Origin of the sequence: Halarcobacter sp., assembly GCF_963675975.1 — a bacterium.
Taxonomy (GTDB): domain Bacteria; phylum Campylobacterota; class Campylobacteria; order Campylobacterales; family Arcobacteraceae; genus Halarcobacter.
The window spans coordinates 598,595-618,368 of record NZ_OY780939.1 but is presented as its reverse complement, the minus strand read 5'-3'; the positions used below and the strand labels follow the sequence as shown (position 1 = coordinate 618,368).

At 36.6% G+C, this 19,774-nt stretch carries 11 protein-coding genes, 4 tRNA genes and 6 rRNA genes; 18 read left to right on the top strand and 3 right to left on the bottom strand.

Translation table 11 applies throughout. From position 1 onward, the window contains the following. Positions 1 to 90: 90 nt before the first annotated feature. Positions 91 to 438 carry a preprotein translocase subunit SecG gene (gene secG, locus ACKU3H_RS02925; protein ID WP_320035477.1) on the bottom strand — a complete coding sequence of 116 codons (348 nt, stop codon included), beginning with the start codon at positions 436 to 438 and terminating at the stop codon, positions 91 to 93. Between the two features lie 71 nt (positions 439 to 509). Between secG and ACKU3H_RS02920 the strand changes: the two genes are divergently transcribed. Further along, a complete protein-coding gene (locus tag ACKU3H_RS02920; protein ID WP_320035476.1) occupies positions 510 to 1,205 on the top strand; it encodes a methyltransferase in 696 nt (231 codons plus the stop codon). Here ACKU3H_RS02920 and ACKU3H_RS02915 read toward each other — a convergent pair. Continuing rightward, positions 1,157 to 1,564: a thiamine-phosphate pyrophosphorylase gene (locus ACKU3H_RS02915; RefSeq protein ID WP_320035475.1), complete on the bottom strand. Its 408-nt coding sequence runs from the start codon at positions 1,562 to 1,564 to the stop codon at positions 1,157 to 1,159. The genes ACKU3H_RS02920 and ACKU3H_RS02915 overlap by 49 nt on opposite strands. Before the next feature lie 37 nt (positions 1,565 to 1,601). Then, entirely contained in the window at positions 1,602 to 2,297 is a 696-nt protein-coding gene (locus tag ACKU3H_RS02910; protein ID WP_320035474.1) for a Bax inhibitor-1/YccA family protein, read from the bottom strand. 466 nt (positions 2,298 to 2,763) lie between these two features. On the opposite strand from ACKU3H_RS02910, the gene ACKU3H_RS02905 reads away from it, so the two are divergent. The 17 genes from ACKU3H_RS02905 to ACKU3H_RS02825 all read left to right on the top strand — a co-directional run bounded on the left by ACKU3H_RS02905 (position 2,764) and on the right by ACKU3H_RS02825 (position 19,767). Further along, positions 2,764 to 4,281 (top strand): 16S ribosomal RNA (locus tag ACKU3H_RS02905). Between the two features lie 103 nt (positions 4,282 to 4,384). Then, a tRNA-Ile gene (locus tag ACKU3H_RS02900) sits at positions 4,385 to 4,461 on the top strand. 22 nt (positions 4,462 to 4,483) lie between these two features. After that, a tRNA-Ala gene (locus tag ACKU3H_RS02895) sits at positions 4,484 to 4,559 on the top strand. Positions 4,560 to 4,932: 373 nt separating this feature from the next. Further along, positions 4,933 to 7,814, top strand: a 23S ribosomal RNA gene (locus ACKU3H_RS02890). A gap of 147 nt (positions 7,815 to 7,961) precedes the next feature. Beyond that, positions 7,962 to 8,077 (top strand): 5S ribosomal RNA (gene rrf, locus ACKU3H_RS02885). A gap of 519 nt (positions 8,078 to 8,596) precedes the next feature. Beyond that, on the top strand, positions 8,597 to 8,749 hold the full coding sequence (locus ACKU3H_RS02880; protein ID WP_320035473.1) for a hypothetical protein: 153 nt from the start codon (positions 8,597 to 8,599) through the stop codon (positions 8,747 to 8,749). A 355-nt stretch (positions 8,750 to 9,104) separates the two neighbouring features. After that, positions 9,105 to 10,622: ribosomal RNA gene (locus ACKU3H_RS02875) — 16S ribosomal RNA — on the top strand. A gap of 103 nt (positions 10,623 to 10,725) precedes the next feature. After that, positions 10,726 to 10,802, top strand: a tRNA-Ile gene (locus tag ACKU3H_RS02870). A 22-nt stretch (positions 10,803 to 10,824) separates the two neighbouring features. Then, positions 10,825 to 10,900 (top strand) — tRNA-Ala (locus tag ACKU3H_RS02865). A gap of 374 nt (positions 10,901 to 11,274) precedes the next feature. Next, positions 11,275 to 14,154: ribosomal RNA gene (locus tag ACKU3H_RS02860) — 23S ribosomal RNA — on the top strand. A gap of 147 nt (positions 14,155 to 14,301) precedes the next feature. Then, a 5S ribosomal RNA gene (gene rrf / locus ACKU3H_RS02855) occupies positions 14,302 to 14,417 on the top strand. Together the 16S, 23S and 5S rRNA genes with 4 tRNA genes alongside form the textbook arrangement of a ribosomal RNA operon. Before the next feature lie 172 nt (positions 14,418 to 14,589). Next, positions 14,590 to 16,041 (top strand): SLC13 family permease, encoded by a 1,452-nt coding sequence (locus ACKU3H_RS02850; protein ID WP_320035472.1) that lies wholly within the window; start codon positions 14,590 to 14,592, stop codon positions 16,039 to 16,041. Positions 16,042 to 16,275: 234 nt separating this feature from the next. Further along, positions 16,276 to 17,439, top strand: a complete 1,164-nt coding sequence (locus ACKU3H_RS02845) for a site-specific integrase (RefSeq protein ID WP_320035471.1) — start codon at positions 16,276 to 16,278, stop codon at positions 17,437 to 17,439. Next, entirely contained in the window at positions 17,436 to 18,083 is a 648-nt protein-coding gene (locus ACKU3H_RS02840; RefSeq protein WP_320035470.1) for a hypothetical protein, read from the top strand. Before ACKU3H_RS02845 ends, ACKU3H_RS02840 begins: the two co-directional genes overlap by 4 nt. A gap of 125 nt (positions 18,084 to 18,208) precedes the next feature. Continuing rightward, on the top strand, positions 18,209 to 18,454 hold the full coding sequence (locus ACKU3H_RS02835; RefSeq protein ID WP_320035469.1) for a hypothetical protein: 246 nt from the start codon (positions 18,209 to 18,211) through the stop codon (positions 18,452 to 18,454). 10 nt (positions 18,455 to 18,464) lie between these two features. Continuing rightward, complete coding sequence (locus tag ACKU3H_RS02830; protein WP_320035468.1) at positions 18,465 to 18,812, top strand: hypothetical protein; 348 nt, start codon at positions 18,465 to 18,467, stop codon at positions 18,810 to 18,812. Positions 18,813 to 19,302: 490 nt separating this feature from the next. Next, positions 19,303 to 19,767: a hypothetical protein gene (locus ACKU3H_RS02825; RefSeq protein ID WP_320035467.1), complete on the top strand. Its 465-nt coding sequence runs from the start codon at positions 19,303 to 19,305 to the stop codon at positions 19,765 to 19,767. Positions 19,768 to 19,774 lie beyond the last annotated feature (7 nt).

Below are 19,774 nucleotides of genomic sequence, written 5' to 3'. Positions count from 1 at the left end.
TAAAAGTGAAGTTTTACTTGTGATATAAAAATTTTCTATATCACAAGTATAAGTTTTTGAAAGAAGTATTGATAAATACTTCATAATTTATTACTTACTTGTAGGTTCAGCTGGAACAACAGGTGCTGTGGGTGCAGCAGGGGCTGTAGTCTCTTTTGGTGTAGCTGGAATTAATGTATCAGTCTTTACATTGTCAATAGCACTTTCTAATTTGTTTTGATTGTACAGGTATCCCAATGTAATAGTATTTATAACAAATAGTAGGCCTAAAACCATAGTTGCTTTAGTTAAAAAGTTACCTGGTCCTTTTGCTCCAAATAAAGAGTCATTAGTTCCACTATATGCTCCCAAACCAATACTTGAGCTCTTTTGTAATAGAATAGTTATAGTAATTATAATTGCTAAAACAAATTGTACTATTAATAGTGTAGATGTCATTATAGTTTTCCTTTTAAAAAAATGGTACATATTTTATCTAAAATTTATTAAAATAAAGTTAAAATGCGCGCATGTCTGTAGAAACACAATTCTCACAATATGCAAATGATTATAATAACTTTAATATAATCCAACAAATTGCAGCAAAAGCTCTAGTAAGAGATATAAAAAACAATCCTAAAAATATATTAGAAGTAGGCTGTGGTTCAGGTCAAATATTTAAATATATAAATTGGAAGTTTGATTCTTATACTGCAATAGATTTTTCTAAATCTATGTGTGAACTTCATCCAAAACAAGATAACCTTGAAGTTTTTTGTTATGATTTTGATTCGCAAGAATTTTTTGATTTTTTAGATGGCAAGAAGTTTGATAATATTGTTTCCTCTTCAGCTATGCAGTGGTCTAAAAATTTATCTAAACTTGTAAAAAAGCTTAGTGACACAACAGAAAAAATTGATGCTGTACTATTTACATCTAACACTTTTAAAACAATTCAGCAAATTACAAATCAAAAATCTCCTATCTTATCATTAGAGGAGATTAAAAACTCTTTCTCTAAATATTTTGAATGTGAATTTGAAGTATTTACTTATAATTTAGAGTTTGATAATAAAAAAGATTTATTTGATTATATAAAAAAATCTGGAGTTAGTGGTGGAAGTGAGAGCTTAGATTTTAAAAGCGCAAAGAAATTATATAAAGAATATACTTTAAATTATTTAGAGTTTGAAGTTATTTTTGTTAAGACTATTTCTAAATTATAAAGTTCATATCTTATATATTTAAAGTTTTCACTATCTTTTATAGATATTAGTTTACAAAACTCTTCAAGCACTCTTGCACTCTCTTGAGCTCTTTTAAAATTAGCAATTAAGATAGAGTATAAATCACTTCTATTTTGTTCACTTTTAATAGATTCTCTTAAAACATCATTTTGAATATCTCTAGTTTCAAGTATCTCAGTATAGTTTTCAAGTCTAGATAAGTGTCTTAATTCTTTTAGTTTAGAGGATACATCTTTGTTGTCATAAACATATCTAAATATATCTTCAACAACACGAATTCCTTCCCTAAGGCGATTTAAATTTGCGTCAATAAGTCTGAGAGTTTTTTTGTCAGTCATTTTAAAAGTAAAATAGCTTCCTTTTGGAAGCTATTTATTAATCATCACTATTTAATATACCAAAAATTTGTAATAGTGAAACAAAAAGGTTAAAGAAATCTAAATATAAAGCAATTGCTGCTTCAATTGGAGTTTCAAAACCACCTTTTATAATTTGTTGTGTATCGTAAAGGATAAACGCTGAGAATAACAACGCACCAACACCTGCAATTCCTAATTGTAATAGTGGTGATTGGAAAAAGATGTTTGAAATTGAACCTACAATAAGGATAATTAGTGCTATAAAAAGCATTTTACCCATTGAAGAAAAATCTCTTTTTGTAGTCATTGCAAACATTGAAATCCCACCAAATGCAACTGAAGTCATTAAAAATGCTTGAGCAACAATTGATGCACCTGCAGGCATCGCTAAGATTGTACTTAATAATGGAGTAATTGTTAAACCACTCATAAAAGTAAATCCAAATAATACTGCTAAGTTAATTCCTGGTTTATTTTTTACTGCAAATAATGCAAATAATAAAACAAATTCTAAAATTACTAGTCCCCAATACCAACTTGCAATTGTTGAAACCATATCAAGACCGATATAAGCTCCAGCGGTAGCTGCTAACAGTGAACCTGCGAATAATTGATATGTCGCTTTTAAGAAGCTCATTAAACCTGCTCTTGATGAATCAACAGAAGTTTTGTACTGAGATGTTTCTTGTGAAAGATAATCTCTGTTATACATTTTCGTCCTTTCTCTATATTTTTGTAGCATTTTATAATGTTAGACTTAATATTTACTTTAAAATTATAAATTAGATAGTTCTTATAAACATATGCCTATATATATTAATGTTAAAAATAAAGTTAACCTTACAAAAATGTAAAATAGGACAAAAAATGACTTTTTTCAAAATTTAGCTAAATTTAAGGTAAAAACCCTTGACAAGTTTAAAAAAATCTATTATAATTCCCGTCCAATTTCAGAGGAACGACACAAAGTTTTGAAGAGATGGATGATCTTTAAAAACGAAGGTTTGTTAAGAGAATATAATCTTTATAAACCGAATATGATAAACAAAAATATAACAACAAGAATATAAGTAAATTATATCCTTGTCTATTTTAGAAACATAAAGCTAAGCTTTACAAATGAGATTTAATATTTGTTACATAAGTAATAAAATATAAGTCAGAGAATCAAATTTTTTATTATGGAGAGTTTGATCCTGGCTCAGAGTGAACGCTGGCGGCGTGCCTAACACATGCAAGTCGAACGAGAACGGACTTAAGCTTGCTTAAGTTGTCAGCTAAGTGGCGCACGGGTGAGTAATGTATAGTTAACCTGCCCTCTAGAAAGGAATAACAGATGGAAACGTCTGCTAATGCCCTATATGCCCATAATACAAAAGTATGCTGGGGAAACGCTTTAGTGCTAGAGGATGGGACTGTATGGTATCAGATAGTTGGTGAGGTAATGGCTCACCAAGTCAATGACGCCTAACTGGTTTGAGAGGATGATCAGTCACACTGGAACTGAGACACGGTCCAGACTCCTACGGGAGGCAGCAGTGGGGAATATTGCACAATGGAGGAAACTCTGATGCAGCAACGCCGCGTGGAGGATGACACTTTTCGGAGCGTAAACTCCTTTTATATAGGAAGATAATGACGGTACTATATGAATAAGCACCGGCTAACTCCGTGCCAGCAGCCGCGGTAATACGGAGGGTGCAAGCGTTACTCGGAATCACTGGGCGTAAAGAGCGTGTAGGCGGATAGATAAGTCAGAAGTGAAATCCTATGGCTCAACCATAGAACTGCTTTTGAAACTGTCTATCTAGAATATGGGAGAGGTAGATGGAATTTCTGGTGTAGGGGTAAAATCCGTAGAGATCAGAAGGAATACCGATTGCGAAGGCGATCTACTGGAACATTATTGACGCTGAGACGCGAAAGCGTGGGGAGCAAACAGGATTAGATACCCTGGTAGTCCACGCCCTAAACGATGTACACTAGTTGTTGCGATGCTAGACATTGCAGTAATGCAGTTAACACATTAAGTGTACCGCCTGGGGAGTACGGTCGCAAGATTAAAACTCAAAGGAATAGACGGGGACCCGCACAAGCGGTGGAGCATGTGGTTTAATTCGACGATACGCGAAGAACCTTACCTGGACTTGACATTTACAGAACTTTCTAGAGATAGATTGGTGTCTGCTTGCAGAAACTGTAGGACAGGTGCTGCACGGCTGTCGTCAGCTCGTGTCGTGAGATGTTGGGTTAAGTCCCGCAACGAGCGCAACCCACGTCGTTAGTTGCTAACAGTTCGGCTGAGAACTCTAACGAGACTGCCTACGCAAGTAGGAGGAAGGTGTGGACGACGTCAAGTCATCATGGCCCTTACGTCCAGGGCTACACACGTGCTACAATGGGGCATACAAAGAGCAGCGATACCGCGAGGTGGAGCAAATCTCAAAAATGCCTCCCAGTTCGGATAGTAGTCTGCAACTCGACTACTTGAAGTTGGAATCGCTAGTAATCGTAGATCAGCAATGCTACGGTGAATACGTTCCCGGGTCTTGTACTCACCGCCCGTCACACCATGGGAGTTGAACTCATTCGAAGCGGGGATGCTAAAGTAGCTACCCTCCACAGTGGATTCAGCGACTGGGGTGAAGTCGTAACAAGGTAACCGTAGGAGAACCTGCGGTTGGATCACCTCCTTTCAGAGAAGAGAAGTTGGATTCGTTTCTAACTTCCAAAGCTATCAAAGATAGCAAGTTTATCATGTTCGGTTTATAAAGATTATTTCAATAATAGGTGAAGAAAGGGCCTATAGCTCAGCTGGCTAGAGCGCTCGACTGATAATCGTGAGGTCCCAGGTTCAAGTCCTGGTAGGCCCACCATATAATAATCTGATTAGTATGTGGGGATATAGCTCAGCTGGGAGAGCGCCTGCCTTGCACGCAGGAGGTCAGCGGTTCGATCCCGCTTATCTCCACCATCTATTAAGAACAGATCAAGTTAAAAAGTTTGATAAAAAAATCAAATATAAGTTCAATAAAAGAATTGAATTTATATTTGACTTTTAAAGTCAAAATGATATTTAAAAACATAATGTTAAAGTCTTTAATTTTTTCGTTTAATAATCTTTCGTATGAAGATTGTTAAAAAAACAAAAAAATTTCATATCTAAAAATGATTATGTTAATAAAGAGATTTATTAATATAAAAAGTATAGATAGACACAACTATGTTATTGAAGTAAATTCAATAAGATAGTAGCCAAGGAATAATTATTCAAAAAAGGTAGAATAACGAAAGTTATTTTATTCTCAGAATTGGTCCCTTTAAAAATGCAAATTTTTAAAGGAGATTAAAAAGCTATAAAGGGCTAATGGTGGATGCCTAGACTGTAAGAGGCGATGAAGGACGTACTAGACTGCGATAAGCATCGGGGAGCCGTCAAGAGGCTTTGATCCGGTGATTTCCGAATGGGACAACCCAGCATGTTAAGCATGTTATCCTTTCGAGGAGGCGAACCTGGTGAAGTGAAACATCTCAGTAACCAGAGGAAGAGAAATCAATTGAGATTCCCAAAGTAGCGGCGAGCGAAATGGGATTAGGGCATTAAGTGATAGCATTTTAAATAGGTGAATTACCTGGAAAGGTAAAGCATAGAAGGTGAAACTCCTGTAACCGAAATTTTTAATGTGGTACTAGGCTTAAGAACGAGTAGGACGGAACACGTGATATTTTGTCTGAATATGGGAGGACCACCTTCCAACCCTAAATACTACTTACAGATCGATAGTGAACAAGTACCGTGAGGGAAAGGTGAAAAGTACCCCAGTGAGGGGAGTGAAATAGAACCTGAAACCATTAGCTTACAATCATTCGGAGCCCTATGATTTATCAGGGTGACGGACTGCCTTTTGCATAATGAGCCTGCGAGTTGTGGTATCTGGCAAGGTTAAGCCAAGTGTGAAGCCGTAGCGAAAGCGAGTCTTAATAGGGCGAATTAGTCAGATGCTGCAGACCCGAAACGAAGTGATCTATCCATGAGCAGGTTGAAGCTGGTGTAAGAGCTAGTGGAGGACCGAACCGGTAGGCGTTGAAAAGTCTTCGGATGACTTGTGGATAGGGGTGAAAGGCCAATCAAACTTCGTGATAGCTGGTTCTCTCCGAAATATATTTAGGTATAGCCTTATGTAGTAACATATAGGGGTAGAGCACTGAATGGGCTAGGGCTGCTTACCGCGGTACCAAACCCTATCAAACTTCGAATACTATATGCGTAATCATAGGAGTCAGGCGTAGGGTGATAAAATCCTATGTCGAGAGGGGAACAACCCAGACTAACAGCTAAGGTCCCTAAGTTACATCTAAGTGGAAAACGATGTGGAGTTACTGTGACAACCAGGAGGTTGGCTTAGAAGCAGCCACCCTTTAAAGAAAGCGTAACAGCTCACTGGTCTAGTGATTCTGCGCGGAAAATATAACGGGGCTAAGATGTACACCGAAGCTTTAGACTTGTACTTGTACAAGTGGTAGGAGAGCGTTCTATTCAGCGTTGAAGATGTACCGGTAAGGAGCGTTGGAGCGGATAGAAGTGAGCATGCAGGCATGAGTAGCGAGAATTAAGGTGAGAATCCTTAACGCCGAAAACCCAAGGTTTCCTACGCGATGCTCGTCATCGTAGGGTTAGTCGGGTCCTAAGTCGAGTCCGAAAGGGGTAGACGATGGCAAATTGGTTAATATTCCAATACCAACAAATAAGCGCGATGTGGGGACGCATAGAGTTAATCGAGGTCACTGATGGAAGTGTGGCTCGAAGGACGTAGGTTGTTACTTAGGCAAATCCGGGTAACGTTAGACCGAGATCTTACAGGCTCTTGACACTCTTCGGAGGAGATAGAGAATCGATGATACTGTCGTGCCAAGAAAAGCCACTAAGTATATTATTTGTTGCCCGTACCGTAAACCGACACAGGTGGGTGGGATGAGTATTCTAAGGCGCGTGGAAGAACCCTGGTTAAGGAACTCTGCAAACTAGCACCGTATCTTCGGTATAAGGTGTGCCTACCTCTGTATAGAGACTTGCTCTCGAAAGCGGAGAAGGTTGCAACAAAGAGTCCCTCCCGACTGTTTACCAAAAACACAGCACTTTGCTAACACGTAAGTGGATGTATAAGGTGTGACGCCTGCCCGGTGCTCGAAGGTTAACTGATGGAGTTAGCATTAGCGAAGCTCTTGATTGAAGCCCGAGTAAACGGCGGCCGTAACTATAACGGTCCTAAGGTAGCGAAATTCCTTGTCGGTTAAATACCGACCTGCATGAATGGCGTAACGAGATGGGAGCTGTCTCAACCAGGGATCCAGTGAAATTGTAGTGGAGGTGAAAATTCCTCCTACCCGCGGAAAGACGGAAAGACCCCGTGCACCTTTACTACAGCTTGACACTGTAGCTTGGATATTCATGTGCAGGATAGGTGGGAGGCTTTGAAACTTGGACGCCAGTACAAGTGGAGCCAACCTTGAGATACCACCCTTGAATATTTGAGTTACTAACTGCGAGAAGTTATCCTTCTTCAGGACAATGTCTGGTGGGTAGTTTGACTGGGGCGGTCGCCTCCTAAAAAGTAACGGAGGCTTACAAAGGTTAGTTCATGGCGGATGGAAATCGCCAGTTGAGTATAATGGCAAAAACTAGCTTGACTGTGAGACATACAAGTCGAACAGAGACGAAAGTCGGTCATAGTGATCCGGTGGTTCTGTGTGGAAGGGCCATCGCTCAAAGGATAAAAGGTACGCCGGGGATAACAGGCTGATCTCCCCCAAGAGCTCACATCGACGGGGAGGTTTGGCACCTCGATGTCGGCTCATCGCATCCTGGGGCTGGAGCAGGTCCCAAGGGTATGGCTGTTCGCCATTTAAAGCGGTACGCGAGCTGGGTTCAGAACGTCGTGAGACAGTTCGGTCCCTATCTTCCGTGGGCGTAGGAAAGTTGAAGAGATTTGTCCCTAGTACGAGAGGACCGGGATGAACGTACCACTAGTGTACCAATTGTTCTGCCAAGGGCATCGTTGGGTAGCTACGTACGGATGTGATAAGAGCTGAAAGCATCTAAGCTCGAAGCCAACTCTAAGATGAACTTTCCCTGAAGATCCCAGCAAGACTAGCTGGTTGATAGGCTAGATGTGTAAGCGTTGAAAGACGTTTAGCTGACTAGTACTAATAGATCGTTTGGCTTTTTTATATAATTTCTTGGTTTACTATCTTATTGAGTTTAACTCAGTATTGTGTTCAAGACGTTAGAGATAACGCAAAGACTTAACATTAATTTTTATAACTCATAAATGTGAGTAAAGAGATATATTTTTAAAATACTTTCTTTACTCATATTGCTGGTGGTTATAGCGAGGTGGAAATACCCGGCTCCATTCCGAACCCGGAAGTCAAGCACCTCTGCGCTGATAATACTGCAGGTTTCACTTGTGGAAACGTAGGCCGCTGCCAGCTCTTGAGTATTTAACAAGCTTCATTCAATTCAACATCGGTTGTATTTGATGAAGCTTTTTTTTTAGCCTCTTCTTTTACTCTGAATTCTTCGCTTATTATTTATCTTATTTTATTTTATTAATTTTTTATTTATTCTTATAGTTATGTTTATTTACTCTTTAAGCTTTATATATTTGTTTTAGGTGCTTTTTAATAGTTCTTCTTACTTTGTTACTAGCTTCTATTTCTTTAGGTGTTTTTTTACTTGTATTTTTATGTTCTTGAGGCTTTCTTTTATATTCTTAATCATTTATTGCCTTTTTTACTTACTTACCTCTCTTTGCTTTTTATAGCTATCTAATTGGCTTCTTATTCCTCTTAGCTCTTTTTTATTATATCTTTATGTGTTTCTTCTTTCTTTTTTAGCTCTTTATTGAATCTAGATTGTAAATGGTAATAATTGTTTGAGGTAGAAGGGGTAAAACTAACATGTAATACACAAGAATAATAGGACAGATATCATATGGAGTAGAAGGGAGAGTGTATTCAAAATTAAGTAATAAAGAAGATGAAGAAGAGGAATATGAGATAAAAGAAAGATGTAAAATAGAGATAAAAACAAAAGAAAATGAGAGAAGAGAGATAATAATAGAAGGAAGAAGTGGATATGTATATAAAGAGGAAAGACCATAAAAAGGGGGAAGTTGGAAAAAAGAAGAAAGAAAAGAAACAAAAAGAGGAAAGAATTTAAAAATTTAAGCCAGAAATAAGAATAAACCCTTGACAAGTTTAAGAAAATCTATTATAATTCCCGTCCAATTTCAGAGGAACGACACAAAGTTTTGAAGAGATGGATGATCTTTAAAAACGAAGGTTTGTTAAGAGAATATAATCTTTATAAACCGAATATGATAAACAAAAATATAACAACAAGAATATAAGTAAATTATATCCTTGTCTATTTAGAAACATAAAGCTAAGCTTTACAAATGAGATTTAATATTTGTTACATAAGTAATAAAATATAAGTCAGAGAATCAAATTTTTTATTATGGAGAGTTTGATCCTGGCTCAGAGTGAACGCTGGCGGCGTGCCTAACACATGCAAGTCGAACGAGAACGGACTTAAGCTTGCTTAAGTTGTCAGCTAAGTGGCGCACGGGTGAGTAATGTATAGTTAACCTGCCCTCTAGAAAGGAATAACAGATGGAAACGTCTGCTAATGCCCTATATGCCCATAATACATAAGTATGCTGGGGAAACGCTTTAGTGCTAGAGGATGGGACTGTATGGTATCAGATAGTTGGTGAGGTAATGGCTCACCAAGTCAATGACGCCTAACTGGTTTGAGAGGATGATCAGTCACACTGGAACTGAGACACGGTCCAGACTCCTACGGGAGGCAGCAGTGGGGAATATTGCACAATGGAGGAAACTCTGATGCAGCAACGCCGCGTGGAGGATGACACTTTTCGGAGCGTAAACTCCTTTTATATAGGAAGATAATGACGGTACTATATGAATAAGCACCGGCTAACTCCGTGCCAGCAGCCGCGGTAATACGGAGGGTGCAAGCGTTACTCGGAATCACTGGGCGTAAAGAGCGTGTAGGCGGATAGATAAGTCAGAAGTGAAATCCTATGGCTCAACCATAGAACTGCTTTTGAAACTGTCTATCTAGAATATGGGAGAGGTAGATGGAATTTCTGGTGTAGGGGTAAAATCCGTAGAGATCAGAAGGAATACCGATTGCGAAGGCGATCTACTGGAACATTATTGACGCTGAGACGCGAAAGCGTGGGGAGCAAACAGGATTAGATACCCTGGTAGTCCACGCCCTAAACGATGTACACTAGTTGTTGCGATGCTAGACATTGCAGTAATGCAGTTAACACATTAAGTGTACCGCCTGGGGAGTACGGTCGCAAGATTAAAACTCAAAGGAATAGACGGGGACCCGCACAAGCGGTGGAGCATGTGGTTTAATTCGACGATACGCGAAGAACCTTACCTGGACTTGACATTTACAGAACTTTCTAGAGATAGATTGGTGTCTGCTTGCAGAAACTGTAGGACAGGTGCTGCACGGCTGTCGTCAGCTCGTGTCGTGAGATGTTGGGTTAAGTCCCGCAACGAGCGCAACCCACGTCGTTAGTTGCTAACAGTTCGGCTGAGAACTCTAACGAGACTGCCTACGCAAGTAGGAGGAAGGTGTGGACGACGTCAAGTCATCATGGCCCTTACGTCCAGGGCTACACACGTGCTACAATGGGGCATACAAAGAGCAGCGATACCGCGAGGTGGAGCAAATCTCAAAAATGCCTCCCAGTTCGGATAGTAGTCTGCAACTCGACTACTTGAAGTTGGAATCGCTAGTAATCGTAGATCAGCAATGCTACGGTGAATACGTTCCCGGGTCTTGTACTCACCGCCCGTCACACCATGGGAGTTGAACTCATTCGAAGCGGGGATGCTAAAGTAGCTACCCTCCACAGTGGATTCAGCGACTGGGGTGAAGTCGTAACAAGGTAACCGTAGGAGAACCTGCGGTTGGATCACCTCCTTTCAGAGAAGAGAAGAGTTATTCGATTAACTCTTCCAAAGCTATCAAAGATAGCAAGTTTATCATGTTCGGTTTATAAAGATTATTTCAATAATAGGTGAAGAAAGGGCCTATAGCTCAGCTGGCTAGAGCGCTCGACTGATAATCGTGAGGTCCCAGGTTCAAGTCCTGGTAGGCCCACCATATAATAATCTGATTAGTATGTGGGGATATAGCTCAGCTGGGAGAGCGCCTGCCTTGCACGCAGGAGGTCAGCGGTTCGATCCCGCTTATCTCCACCATCTATTAAGAACAGATCAAGTTAAAAAGTTTGATAAAAAAATCAAATATAAGTTCAATAAAAGAATTGAATTTATATTTGACTTTTAAAGTCAAAATGATATTTAAAAACATAATGTTAAAGTCTTTAATTTTTTCGTTTAATAATCTTTCGTATGAAGATTGTTAAAAAAACAAAAAAATTTCATATCTAAAAATGATTATGTTAATAAAGAGATTTATTAATATAAAAAGTATAGATAGACACAGCTATGTTATTGAAGTAAATTCAATAAGATAGTAGCCAAGGAATAATTATTCAAAAAAGGTAGAATAACGAAAGTTATTTTATTCTCAAGAATTGGTCCCTTTAAAAATGCGAATTTTTAAAGGAGATTAAAAAGCTATAAAGGGCTAATGGTGGATGCCTAGACTGTAAGAGGCGATGAAGGACGTACTAGACTGCGATAAGCATCGGGGAGCCGTCAAGAGGCTTTGATCCGGTGATTTCCGAATGGGACAACCCAGCATGTTAAGCATGTTATCCTTTCGAGGAGGCGAACCTGGTGAAGTGAAACATCTCAGTAACCAGAGGAAGAGAAATCAATTGAGATTCCCAAAGTAGCGGCGAGCGAAATGGGATTAGGGCATTAAGTGATAGCATTTTAAATAGGTGAATTACCTGGAAAGGTAAAGCATAGAAGGTGAAACTCCTGTAACCGAAATTTTTAATGTGGTACTAGGCTTAAGAACGAGTAGGACGGAACACGTGATATTTTGTCTGAATATGGGAGGACCACCTTCCAACCCTAAATACTACTTACAGATCGATAGTGAACAAGTACCGTGAGGGAAAGGTGAAAAGTACCCCAGTGAGGGGAGTGAAATAGAACCTGAAACCATTAGCTTACAATCATTCGGAGCCCTATGATTTATCAGGGTGACGGACTGCCTTTTGCATAATGAGCCTGCGAGTTGTGGTATCTGGCAAGGTTAAGTCAAGTACGAAGCCGTAGCGAAAGCGAGTCTTAATAGGGCGAATTAGTCAGATGCTGCAGACCCGAAACGAAGTGATCTATCCATGAGCAGGTTGAAGCTGGTGTAAGAGCTAGTGGAGGACCGAACCGGTAGGCGTTGAAAAGTCTTCGGATGACTTGTGGATAGGGGTGAAAGGCCAATCAAACTTCGTGATAGCTGGTTCTCTCCGAAATATATTTAGGTATAGCCTTATGTAGTAACATATAGGGGTAGAGCACTGAATGGGCTAGGGCTGCTTACCGCGGTACCAAACCCTATCAAACTTCGAATACTATATGCGTAATCATAGGAGTCAGGCGTAGGGTGATAAAATCCTATGTCGAGAGGGGAACAACCCAGACTAACAGCTAAGGTCCCTAAGTTACATCTAAGTGGAAAACGATGTGGAGTTACTGTGACAACCAGGAGGTTGGCTTAGAAGCAGCCACCCTTTAAAGAAAGCGTAACAGCTCACTGGTCTAGTGATTCTGCGCGGAAAATATAACGGGGCTAAGATGTACACCGAAGCTTTAGACTCAGTTTACTGAGTGGTAGGAGAGCGTTCTATTCAGCGTTGAAGATGTACCGGTAAGGAGCGTTGGAGCGGATAGAAGTGAGCATGCAGGCATGAGTAGCGAGAATTAAGGTGAGAATCCTTAACGCCGAAAACCCAAGGTTTCCTACGCGATGCTCGTCATCGTAGGGTTAGTCGGGTCCTAAGTCGAGTCCGAAAGGGGTAGACGATGGCAAATTGGTTAATATTCCAATACCAACAAATAAGCGCGATGTGGGGACGCATAGAGTTAATCGAGGTCACTGATGGAAGTGTGGCTCGAAGGACGTAGGTTGTTACTTAGGCAAATCCGGGTAACGTTAGACCGAGATCTTACAGGCTCTTGACACTCTTCGGAGGAGATAGAGAATCGATGATACTGTCGTGCCAAGAAAAGCCACTAAGTATATTATTTGTTGCCCGTACCGTAAACCGACACAGGTGGGTGGGATGAGTATTCTAAGGCGCGTGGAAGAACCCTGGTTAAGGAACTCTGCAAACTAGCACCGTATCTTCGGTATAAGGTGTGCCTACCTCTGTATAGAGACTTGCTCTCGAAAGCGGAGAAGGTTGCAACAAAGAGTCCCTCCCGACTGTTTACCAAAAACACAGCACTTTGCTAACACGTAAGTGGATGTATAAGGTGTGACGCCTGCCCGGTGCTCGAAGGTTAACTGATGGAGTTAGCATTAGCGAAGCTCTTGATTGAAGCCCGAGTAAACGGCGGCCGTAACTATAACGGTCCTAAGGTAGCGAAATTCCTTGTCGGTTAAATACCGACCTGCATGAATGGCGTAACGAGATGGGAGCTGTCTCAACCAGGGATCCAGTGAAATTGTAGTGGAGGTGAAAATTCCTCCTACCCGCGGAAAGACGGAAAGACCCCGTGCACCTTTACTACAGCTTGACACTGTAGCTTGGATATTCATGTGCAGGATAGGTGGGAGGCTTTGAAACTTGGACGCCAGTACAAGTGGAGCCAACCTTGAGATACCACCCTTGAATATTTGAGTTACTAACTGCGAGAAGTTATCCTTCTTCAGGACAATGTCTGGTGGGTAGTTTGACTGGGGCGGTCGCCTCCTAAAAAGTAACGGAGGCTTACAAAGGTTAGTTCATGGCGGATGGAAATCGCCAGTTGAGTATAATGGCAAAAACTAGCTTGACTGTGAGACATACAAGTCGAACAGAGACGAAAGTCGGTCATAGTGATCCGGTGGTTCTGTGTGGAAGGGCCATCGCTCAAAGGATAAAAGGTACGCCGGGGATAACAGGCTGATCTCCCCCAAGAGCTCACATCGACGGGGAGGTTTGGCACCTCGATGTCGGCTCATCGCATCCTGGGGCTGGAGCAGGTCCCAAGGGTATGGCTGTTCGCCATTTAAAGCGGTACGCGAGCTGGGTTCAGAACGTCGTGAGACAGTTCGGTCCCTATCTTCCGTGGGCGTAGGAAAGTTGAAGAGATTTGTCCCTAGTACGAGAGGACCGGGATGAACGTACCACTAGTGTACCAATTGTTCTGCCAAGGGCATCGTTGGGTAGCTACGTACGGATGTGATAAGAGCTGAAAGCATCTAAGCTCGAAGCCAACTCTAAGATGAACTTTCCCTGAAGATCCCAGCAAGACTAGCTGGTTGATAGGCTAGATGTGTAAGCGTTGAAAGACGTTTAGCTGACTAGTACTAATAGATCGTTTGGCTTTTTTATATAATTTCTTGGTTTACTATCTTATTGAGTTTAACTCAGTATTGTGTTCAAGACGTTAGAGATAACGCAAAGACTTAACATTAATTTTTATAACTCATAAATGTGAGTAAAGAGATATATTTTTAAAATACTTTCTTTACTCATATTGCTGGTGGTTATAGCGAGGTGGAAATACCCGGCTCCATTCCGAACCCGGAAGTCAAGCACCTCTGCGCTGATAATACTGCAGGTTTCACTTGTGGAAACGTAGGCCGCTGCCAGCTCTTGAGTATTTAACAAGCTTCATTCAATTCAACATCGGTTGTATTTGATGAAGCTTTTTTTTTAGCCTCTTCTTTTTCTCTGAATCCTTCGCTTATTATTACCTTCTATTTACTTGTTTCATATTTTAGCATTTTAATAATATAATATATTTTTAAAGATAAAAGGTAATTAATGCTTGACAGTCGTTTTCATTTACGTAAAATTATACATGGTAAACTTAAGTTCTCAATTAAACATTCTGTTAGTAGATTTTTTTTCTCTCTTCTTATAGCTTTTTTTATTGCAATAGTTCCAGAATATTCAAGTTTATCTTATGAGGCTAGTTTAATGTTATTTATTTTGTCTTTCTCGGCTTTATTATGGATGACAGAAGCAATTCCAGCCTTTGCTGTATCCTTTTTGTTAATATCCTTAGAAATACTTCTATTAGGCTTTAATAACTTTGATTTTGATTCAAACTCAAAAGAGTGGATATATTTTTTAAAACCTTGGTCAAATCCTTTGATATTTTTGTTTATGGCAGGATTTATTTTAGCTATTGCTGCTTCCAAAACAAAATTAGATCTATGGCTTGCAAAAAGGGTTATCTTTTATTTTGGTAATAAACCTCATAATATATTAACAGGACTTATGTTAACAACTTTTATTTTATCAATGTTTGTATCTAATACGGCAACAACAGCTATGATGATGACTCTATTAATACCAATGTTAAAAAATATGAATGAACATAATCCTTTTCAAAAAGGTATTCTTTTAGGAGTTGTGATTGCTGCAAATATAGGGGGAATGGGAACTATAATAGGTACGCCTCCAAATGCAATTGCTGTAGGTATTTTAGGAAATAATGCACCATCTTTTTTAGAATGGATGGCTATAGCCTTACCTCCTGCCATATTAATAGTAGTATTTTTTAGATGGTTAATATTAAAAATATATAAATCAACAGAAGATGAAATAAATATAAATAAAGTAAGAAAAATTCCACATTATGATGATTCTACTACTACATTTACTAAAATTCCTACAATACCTAGTTGGAAAAAAGCTTTGGTTATTTTGGTGTTTACTATAACAGTGTTATTGTGGTTATCTGGTCCCTTACACCATATACCTACTCCTGTTGTTTCACTATTTCCAATAGTTGTTTTTACTATATTTGGTATTATTGATAATGAAGATATTAAAGAGATTAGATGGGATGTAATTATTTTAATAATAGGTGGACTCTCATTAGGTGCTGGTGTATCAAAAACTGGTTTAGATGAGTGGATCGGTACACAGTTTAATCTAGAGGGGCTAAATATATTTATTATTGTTTCTATATTTGCTTTTATTGTTATTTTAGTTTCTAACTTTATGAGTAATACTGCTGCAACAAATATTATGTTACCTTTAATTGTTGCACTAGTAAGTGGTTTGGGTGATTCTATAGTAGCTTATATGGTAATTAGTATAGCTTTATGTGCATCTTGTGCTATGGTTCTACCTGTATCTACCCCACCAAATGCTATAGCTTTTGCATCTGGAAAATTAAATTCTAAAGATTTTATGCTTATTGGTTTAGTTGCAGCTTTTGTGGGACCTATATTTATATTAAGCTTATTAAATATATATATGTAAAAATTAGACATAAAAAAAGGCCAGTTAAAAACTGACCTTTTTTATTGGAAAATAACGAATTATTACAGCCTAGATTCGTATCTTCTAAGTTATATATTTTATCAAGTTTCTTAAAGTTAATAAAAACTTCAATCAAACCCCTTTACAGTAGTATTTTATTTTAGTATAATAAAAATATATTTAAATCAAGTTTATTCAATTATATTAAAATTAAGCGGACTAAGGGCGGACTTTATGAGTAAAGAATTAAAACCACAATTAAAGACTTTATCAAAAAAAATAGCTACAAGTAAAACAGGTGTTTTTTATAAAAGTATTGTTAATGAAAAAGGAAAAGAAGTTGATAGAGTCTTTTTAATTAGATACAAAAATAAAAATAAAGATGAACTACTTACTATTGGTAAAAGGAGTGATAATCCATCTGTAACAGTTGAATATGCACATCTAAAAAGAATGGAAATAGTTACAAGATTAAGGTTAGGAGAAGATTTACCAACCGTTTATAGAAATAAAAAAACTAATATTAAAACTAAAATAACTACTTACAATGATTTAGCACAAATATATTTTAAAGATAAAAAAGTACATCAACATAGAATTAATAAATACAATTCTTATATAAAGCCACTAATTGGAAATAAGAATATTGAGAACATTACTAAGCAAATGATAAAAAAGATTTTAGATGATATTTCAAGTGATGGTAAAGCCCCTCAAACTGTAAATGGTATAAGGGAGCTTATAGGTGCAATATTTAATCATAATATAAAAGAACATAACTTAAAACTTGTAAATCCTTGTATTGGTATTCCAAGATTAAAAGTTGATAATGATAGAGAACGATATTTATCTTTAGAGGAAATTAATCAATTAAAAGAAGTATTAAAAGAAAACTTTTTAATAAAACTATTTATTGAACTATCTTTACAAACTGGTGGAAGATTTGAAACTATTTTGCATATACAAAAAAAAGATATTAATCTATCAAATAGAACAGTAACATTGAAAAATTTAAAAACGGGGAATACTTACACGGGATATTTGCAAACAGATTTAATTAATATTTTGAAAGAGTATCTATCTAATTTAAAAGTCAATGATTATGTAGTAAGTTTTAAAGATGAACACGAAAAGAAACTAACACAAAAGCAAATACAAAACAGATTAAAACCAATACTTGATAAGTTATTTAATGAGGGCTTAGATAGTGATGATAGAAAGCATAGAGTAGTTATACATACTTTAAGGCATACTTTTGCCTCACATCTTGCTATTAATGGAATACCTATTTTTACAATTCAAAAGTTAATGGACCATAAGAAAATTGAACAGACTTTGAGATATGCAAAACTAAGTCCTGAAAATGGTAAAAATGCAGTAGAGGGGCTTTATAGATGAATTATAAATTAAAATGTGGGACAGTTATAAGAGATGATTTTGGAAGTGATTTAATAAAAGATGTTGATGCAGTTTTAAATCATTATAATTATGATTTTACAAATGATGAAAAAAAAGATTTTAAAGAGTATATAAATGAAAATGTAATAATTTCAAAAGGTCTTAATTTTGTTAGAGGTATTGAAATTATAATGTTTAGAATAAATATAATAAATTTACAAATTGAGAAGTTACATAATAATGAAGGAAATACTAATCTTCATAGAACAAGTAAACTAAATAGTGAAATTCATTTGTTAACTAAAATGATTGACTATGTAAAGAATTATTCTGATTGTAAAAGCAAAGAGTCCCAAAATTTAATAAAAGGTTTAAATAGATGTTTATCAGAATTAGGATACATCAAAAGAAATATTAAAACTAGAAAATTAAATAGTACGGGATTAAACCAAAATATTCATTATTCACATGGTTTTAACATAAGTATATTAAATAAAAGAGTAGAATATTTTAAAACTTCAGAAAAGTATTATACAGAAATGATGAACAATGAAATTATTCATTTATGTAAAGATTTAGAAAATCTAAAAATTGACTACAATAAAAATAATCTTATTCAATTTATAGATGATTTTTTCTTTTAAAGTCAATTATTCAAAAGCCATTTTTTTGGCTTTTCAACTTTTTACAACCACTCAATAAGACCTTATAATTAACTCACGTTTAAACAAATACAATAAAGAAATAGCTATTTCATAAAAGGTTATTTATGAAATTAACAGAAGAGCAAAAAGAATTATACTCTTTAATGTTACCCGTATATGGTGCAATGGTTACACAAAAAACATATTGTGAAATTTTAAATATCTCTTTAGCAACAGCTTATAGACAAAGGGAACAAGGAATAGGAGCCTCATATAAAAAGTTAGATTCTAAAAGTAAAAACGGCACAGTGGTGTATCCATTAAATGCGATTGTAAAGTATATTACTGAATCAAATGTACAAACGGCGTAAGGTGGATAATATGAAAAAGCCTGCATATATATCACACTATTTAGTCTTAAAAGATTTGATAGAGGGTAAAGATGTGAGAATGTATAGTGATACAATTTTCTATCTTACTTCAAGAATCGAAAATGTAAAATGTGATTTGGTAAAAGAGGGTATAGAGTTTATAGAGGATATTTCAAAAGAAACGACATATTCTTACTATAAACCTTATATTCTTGTACCAAGTGAATCAAATATTACTAAAGCAAAAAAACTTTTAGAAATTTATTCAACAAAAAAAGTTTTAAACTTTATTGAGTATGGAAGAGTATCAAAAAATAATCACAAACAAAATCCGACAAAAACGGTAGATACAAAGTGATTTATGATGATGGTATAAAAGCAACTCATAGAGCCTTATTCTAAGGCTTTGTGAGTGATTGAATAAAAGCAAATTTGTACTTGTTTCTTAATATGTGTTTCTAATAGCAATTAAACACCAAGAAATAACTATTTTTCTTAATAGTGTAGGAATAGATACGATTCGCTTTATTATACCATCTTCAACACTTGAAAAGTTTGTGATTAAACATAATTTAGTAATAGCAGATAAATGTGAGAATTACATTATCAATAATTTCATAGACAAAAATGAGATTAAGAAGAATAGCGACTATGTAGTCAAGTTCATTAAAATATCAAATGTTAAAAATGTAAGTGCATACATACTTATAAAATACAATTATGAAAGTGTTGGCACATCAAAGAGCAGAAAAAAAGCTAAAAACTTTTATTGTGAAATTGTGTTTACTGGTCTTAGACAGCCCACAAAAAATATTAGTATTGATACATATAAAATCTTATGCTTATTTGTGAATAGATTTAAAATTAGTGATATGGATATTTGTTTTGATGGAGAGAATGAAGCTCCAATTAATAAAGAGAATATCAATCAATTTTATTATCTATTTCAAGAGTACATAAATAGTTTTAGTGATACTAATTTGTTTTATACATCTTTTTATATAAATGCTCCTGCAAATGTGGAAGAAGATGCAGACAAGTTTAAAAAAATTCTTCTTTATGATAAATACTTCAAAGAGAGTAAACATAAAAAACTTGATGATGAATTGAAGAACTGGAAAAGGTTAGAGGTTACAATCAATGTTAAGTTTAAATATAAAGGTTTTAACCTTGATGATTATTTAAAGGATATTGAGAGAATGGCTATACGATACTTTAATAGTTCAAGTTTTAGTTATGAATATTTGAAGTTACAAAATGAACTTTTAACAGATAGAAGAACTCATAAAAGTTATGAAATACTTAGAGGGTAGTTTACCC

Coding starts and splice junctions, on each gene's coding strand:
- secG (WP_320035477.1), bottom strand. CDS start 438: ATGACATCTACACTATTAATAGTACAATTTGTTTTAGCAATTATAATT.
- ACKU3H_RS02920 (WP_320035476.1), top strand. CDS start 510: ATGTCTGTAGAAACACAATTCTCACAATATGCAAATGATTATAATAAC.
- ACKU3H_RS02915 (WP_320035475.1), bottom strand. CDS start 1,564: ATGACTGACAAAAAAACTCTCAGACTTATTGACGCAAATTTAAATCGC.
- ACKU3H_RS02910 (WP_320035474.1), bottom strand. CDS start 2,297: ATGTATAACAGAGATTATCTTTCACAAGAAACATCTCAGTACAAAACT.
- ACKU3H_RS02850 (WP_320035472.1), top strand. CDS start 14,590: ATGCTTGACAGTCGTTTTCATTTACGTAAAATTATACATGGTAAACTT.
- ACKU3H_RS02845 (WP_320035471.1), top strand. CDS start 16,276: ATGAGTAAAGAATTAAAACCACAATTAAAGACTTTATCAAAAAAAATA.
- ACKU3H_RS02840 (WP_320035470.1), top strand. CDS start 17,436: ATGAATTATAAATTAAAATGTGGGACAGTTATAAGAGATGATTTTGGA.
- ACKU3H_RS02835 (WP_320035469.1), top strand. CDS start 18,209: ATGAAATTAACAGAAGAGCAAAAAGAATTATACTCTTTAATGTTACCC.
- ACKU3H_RS02830 (WP_320035468.1), top strand. CDS start 18,465: ATGAAAAAGCCTGCATATATATCACACTATTTAGTCTTAAAAGATTTG.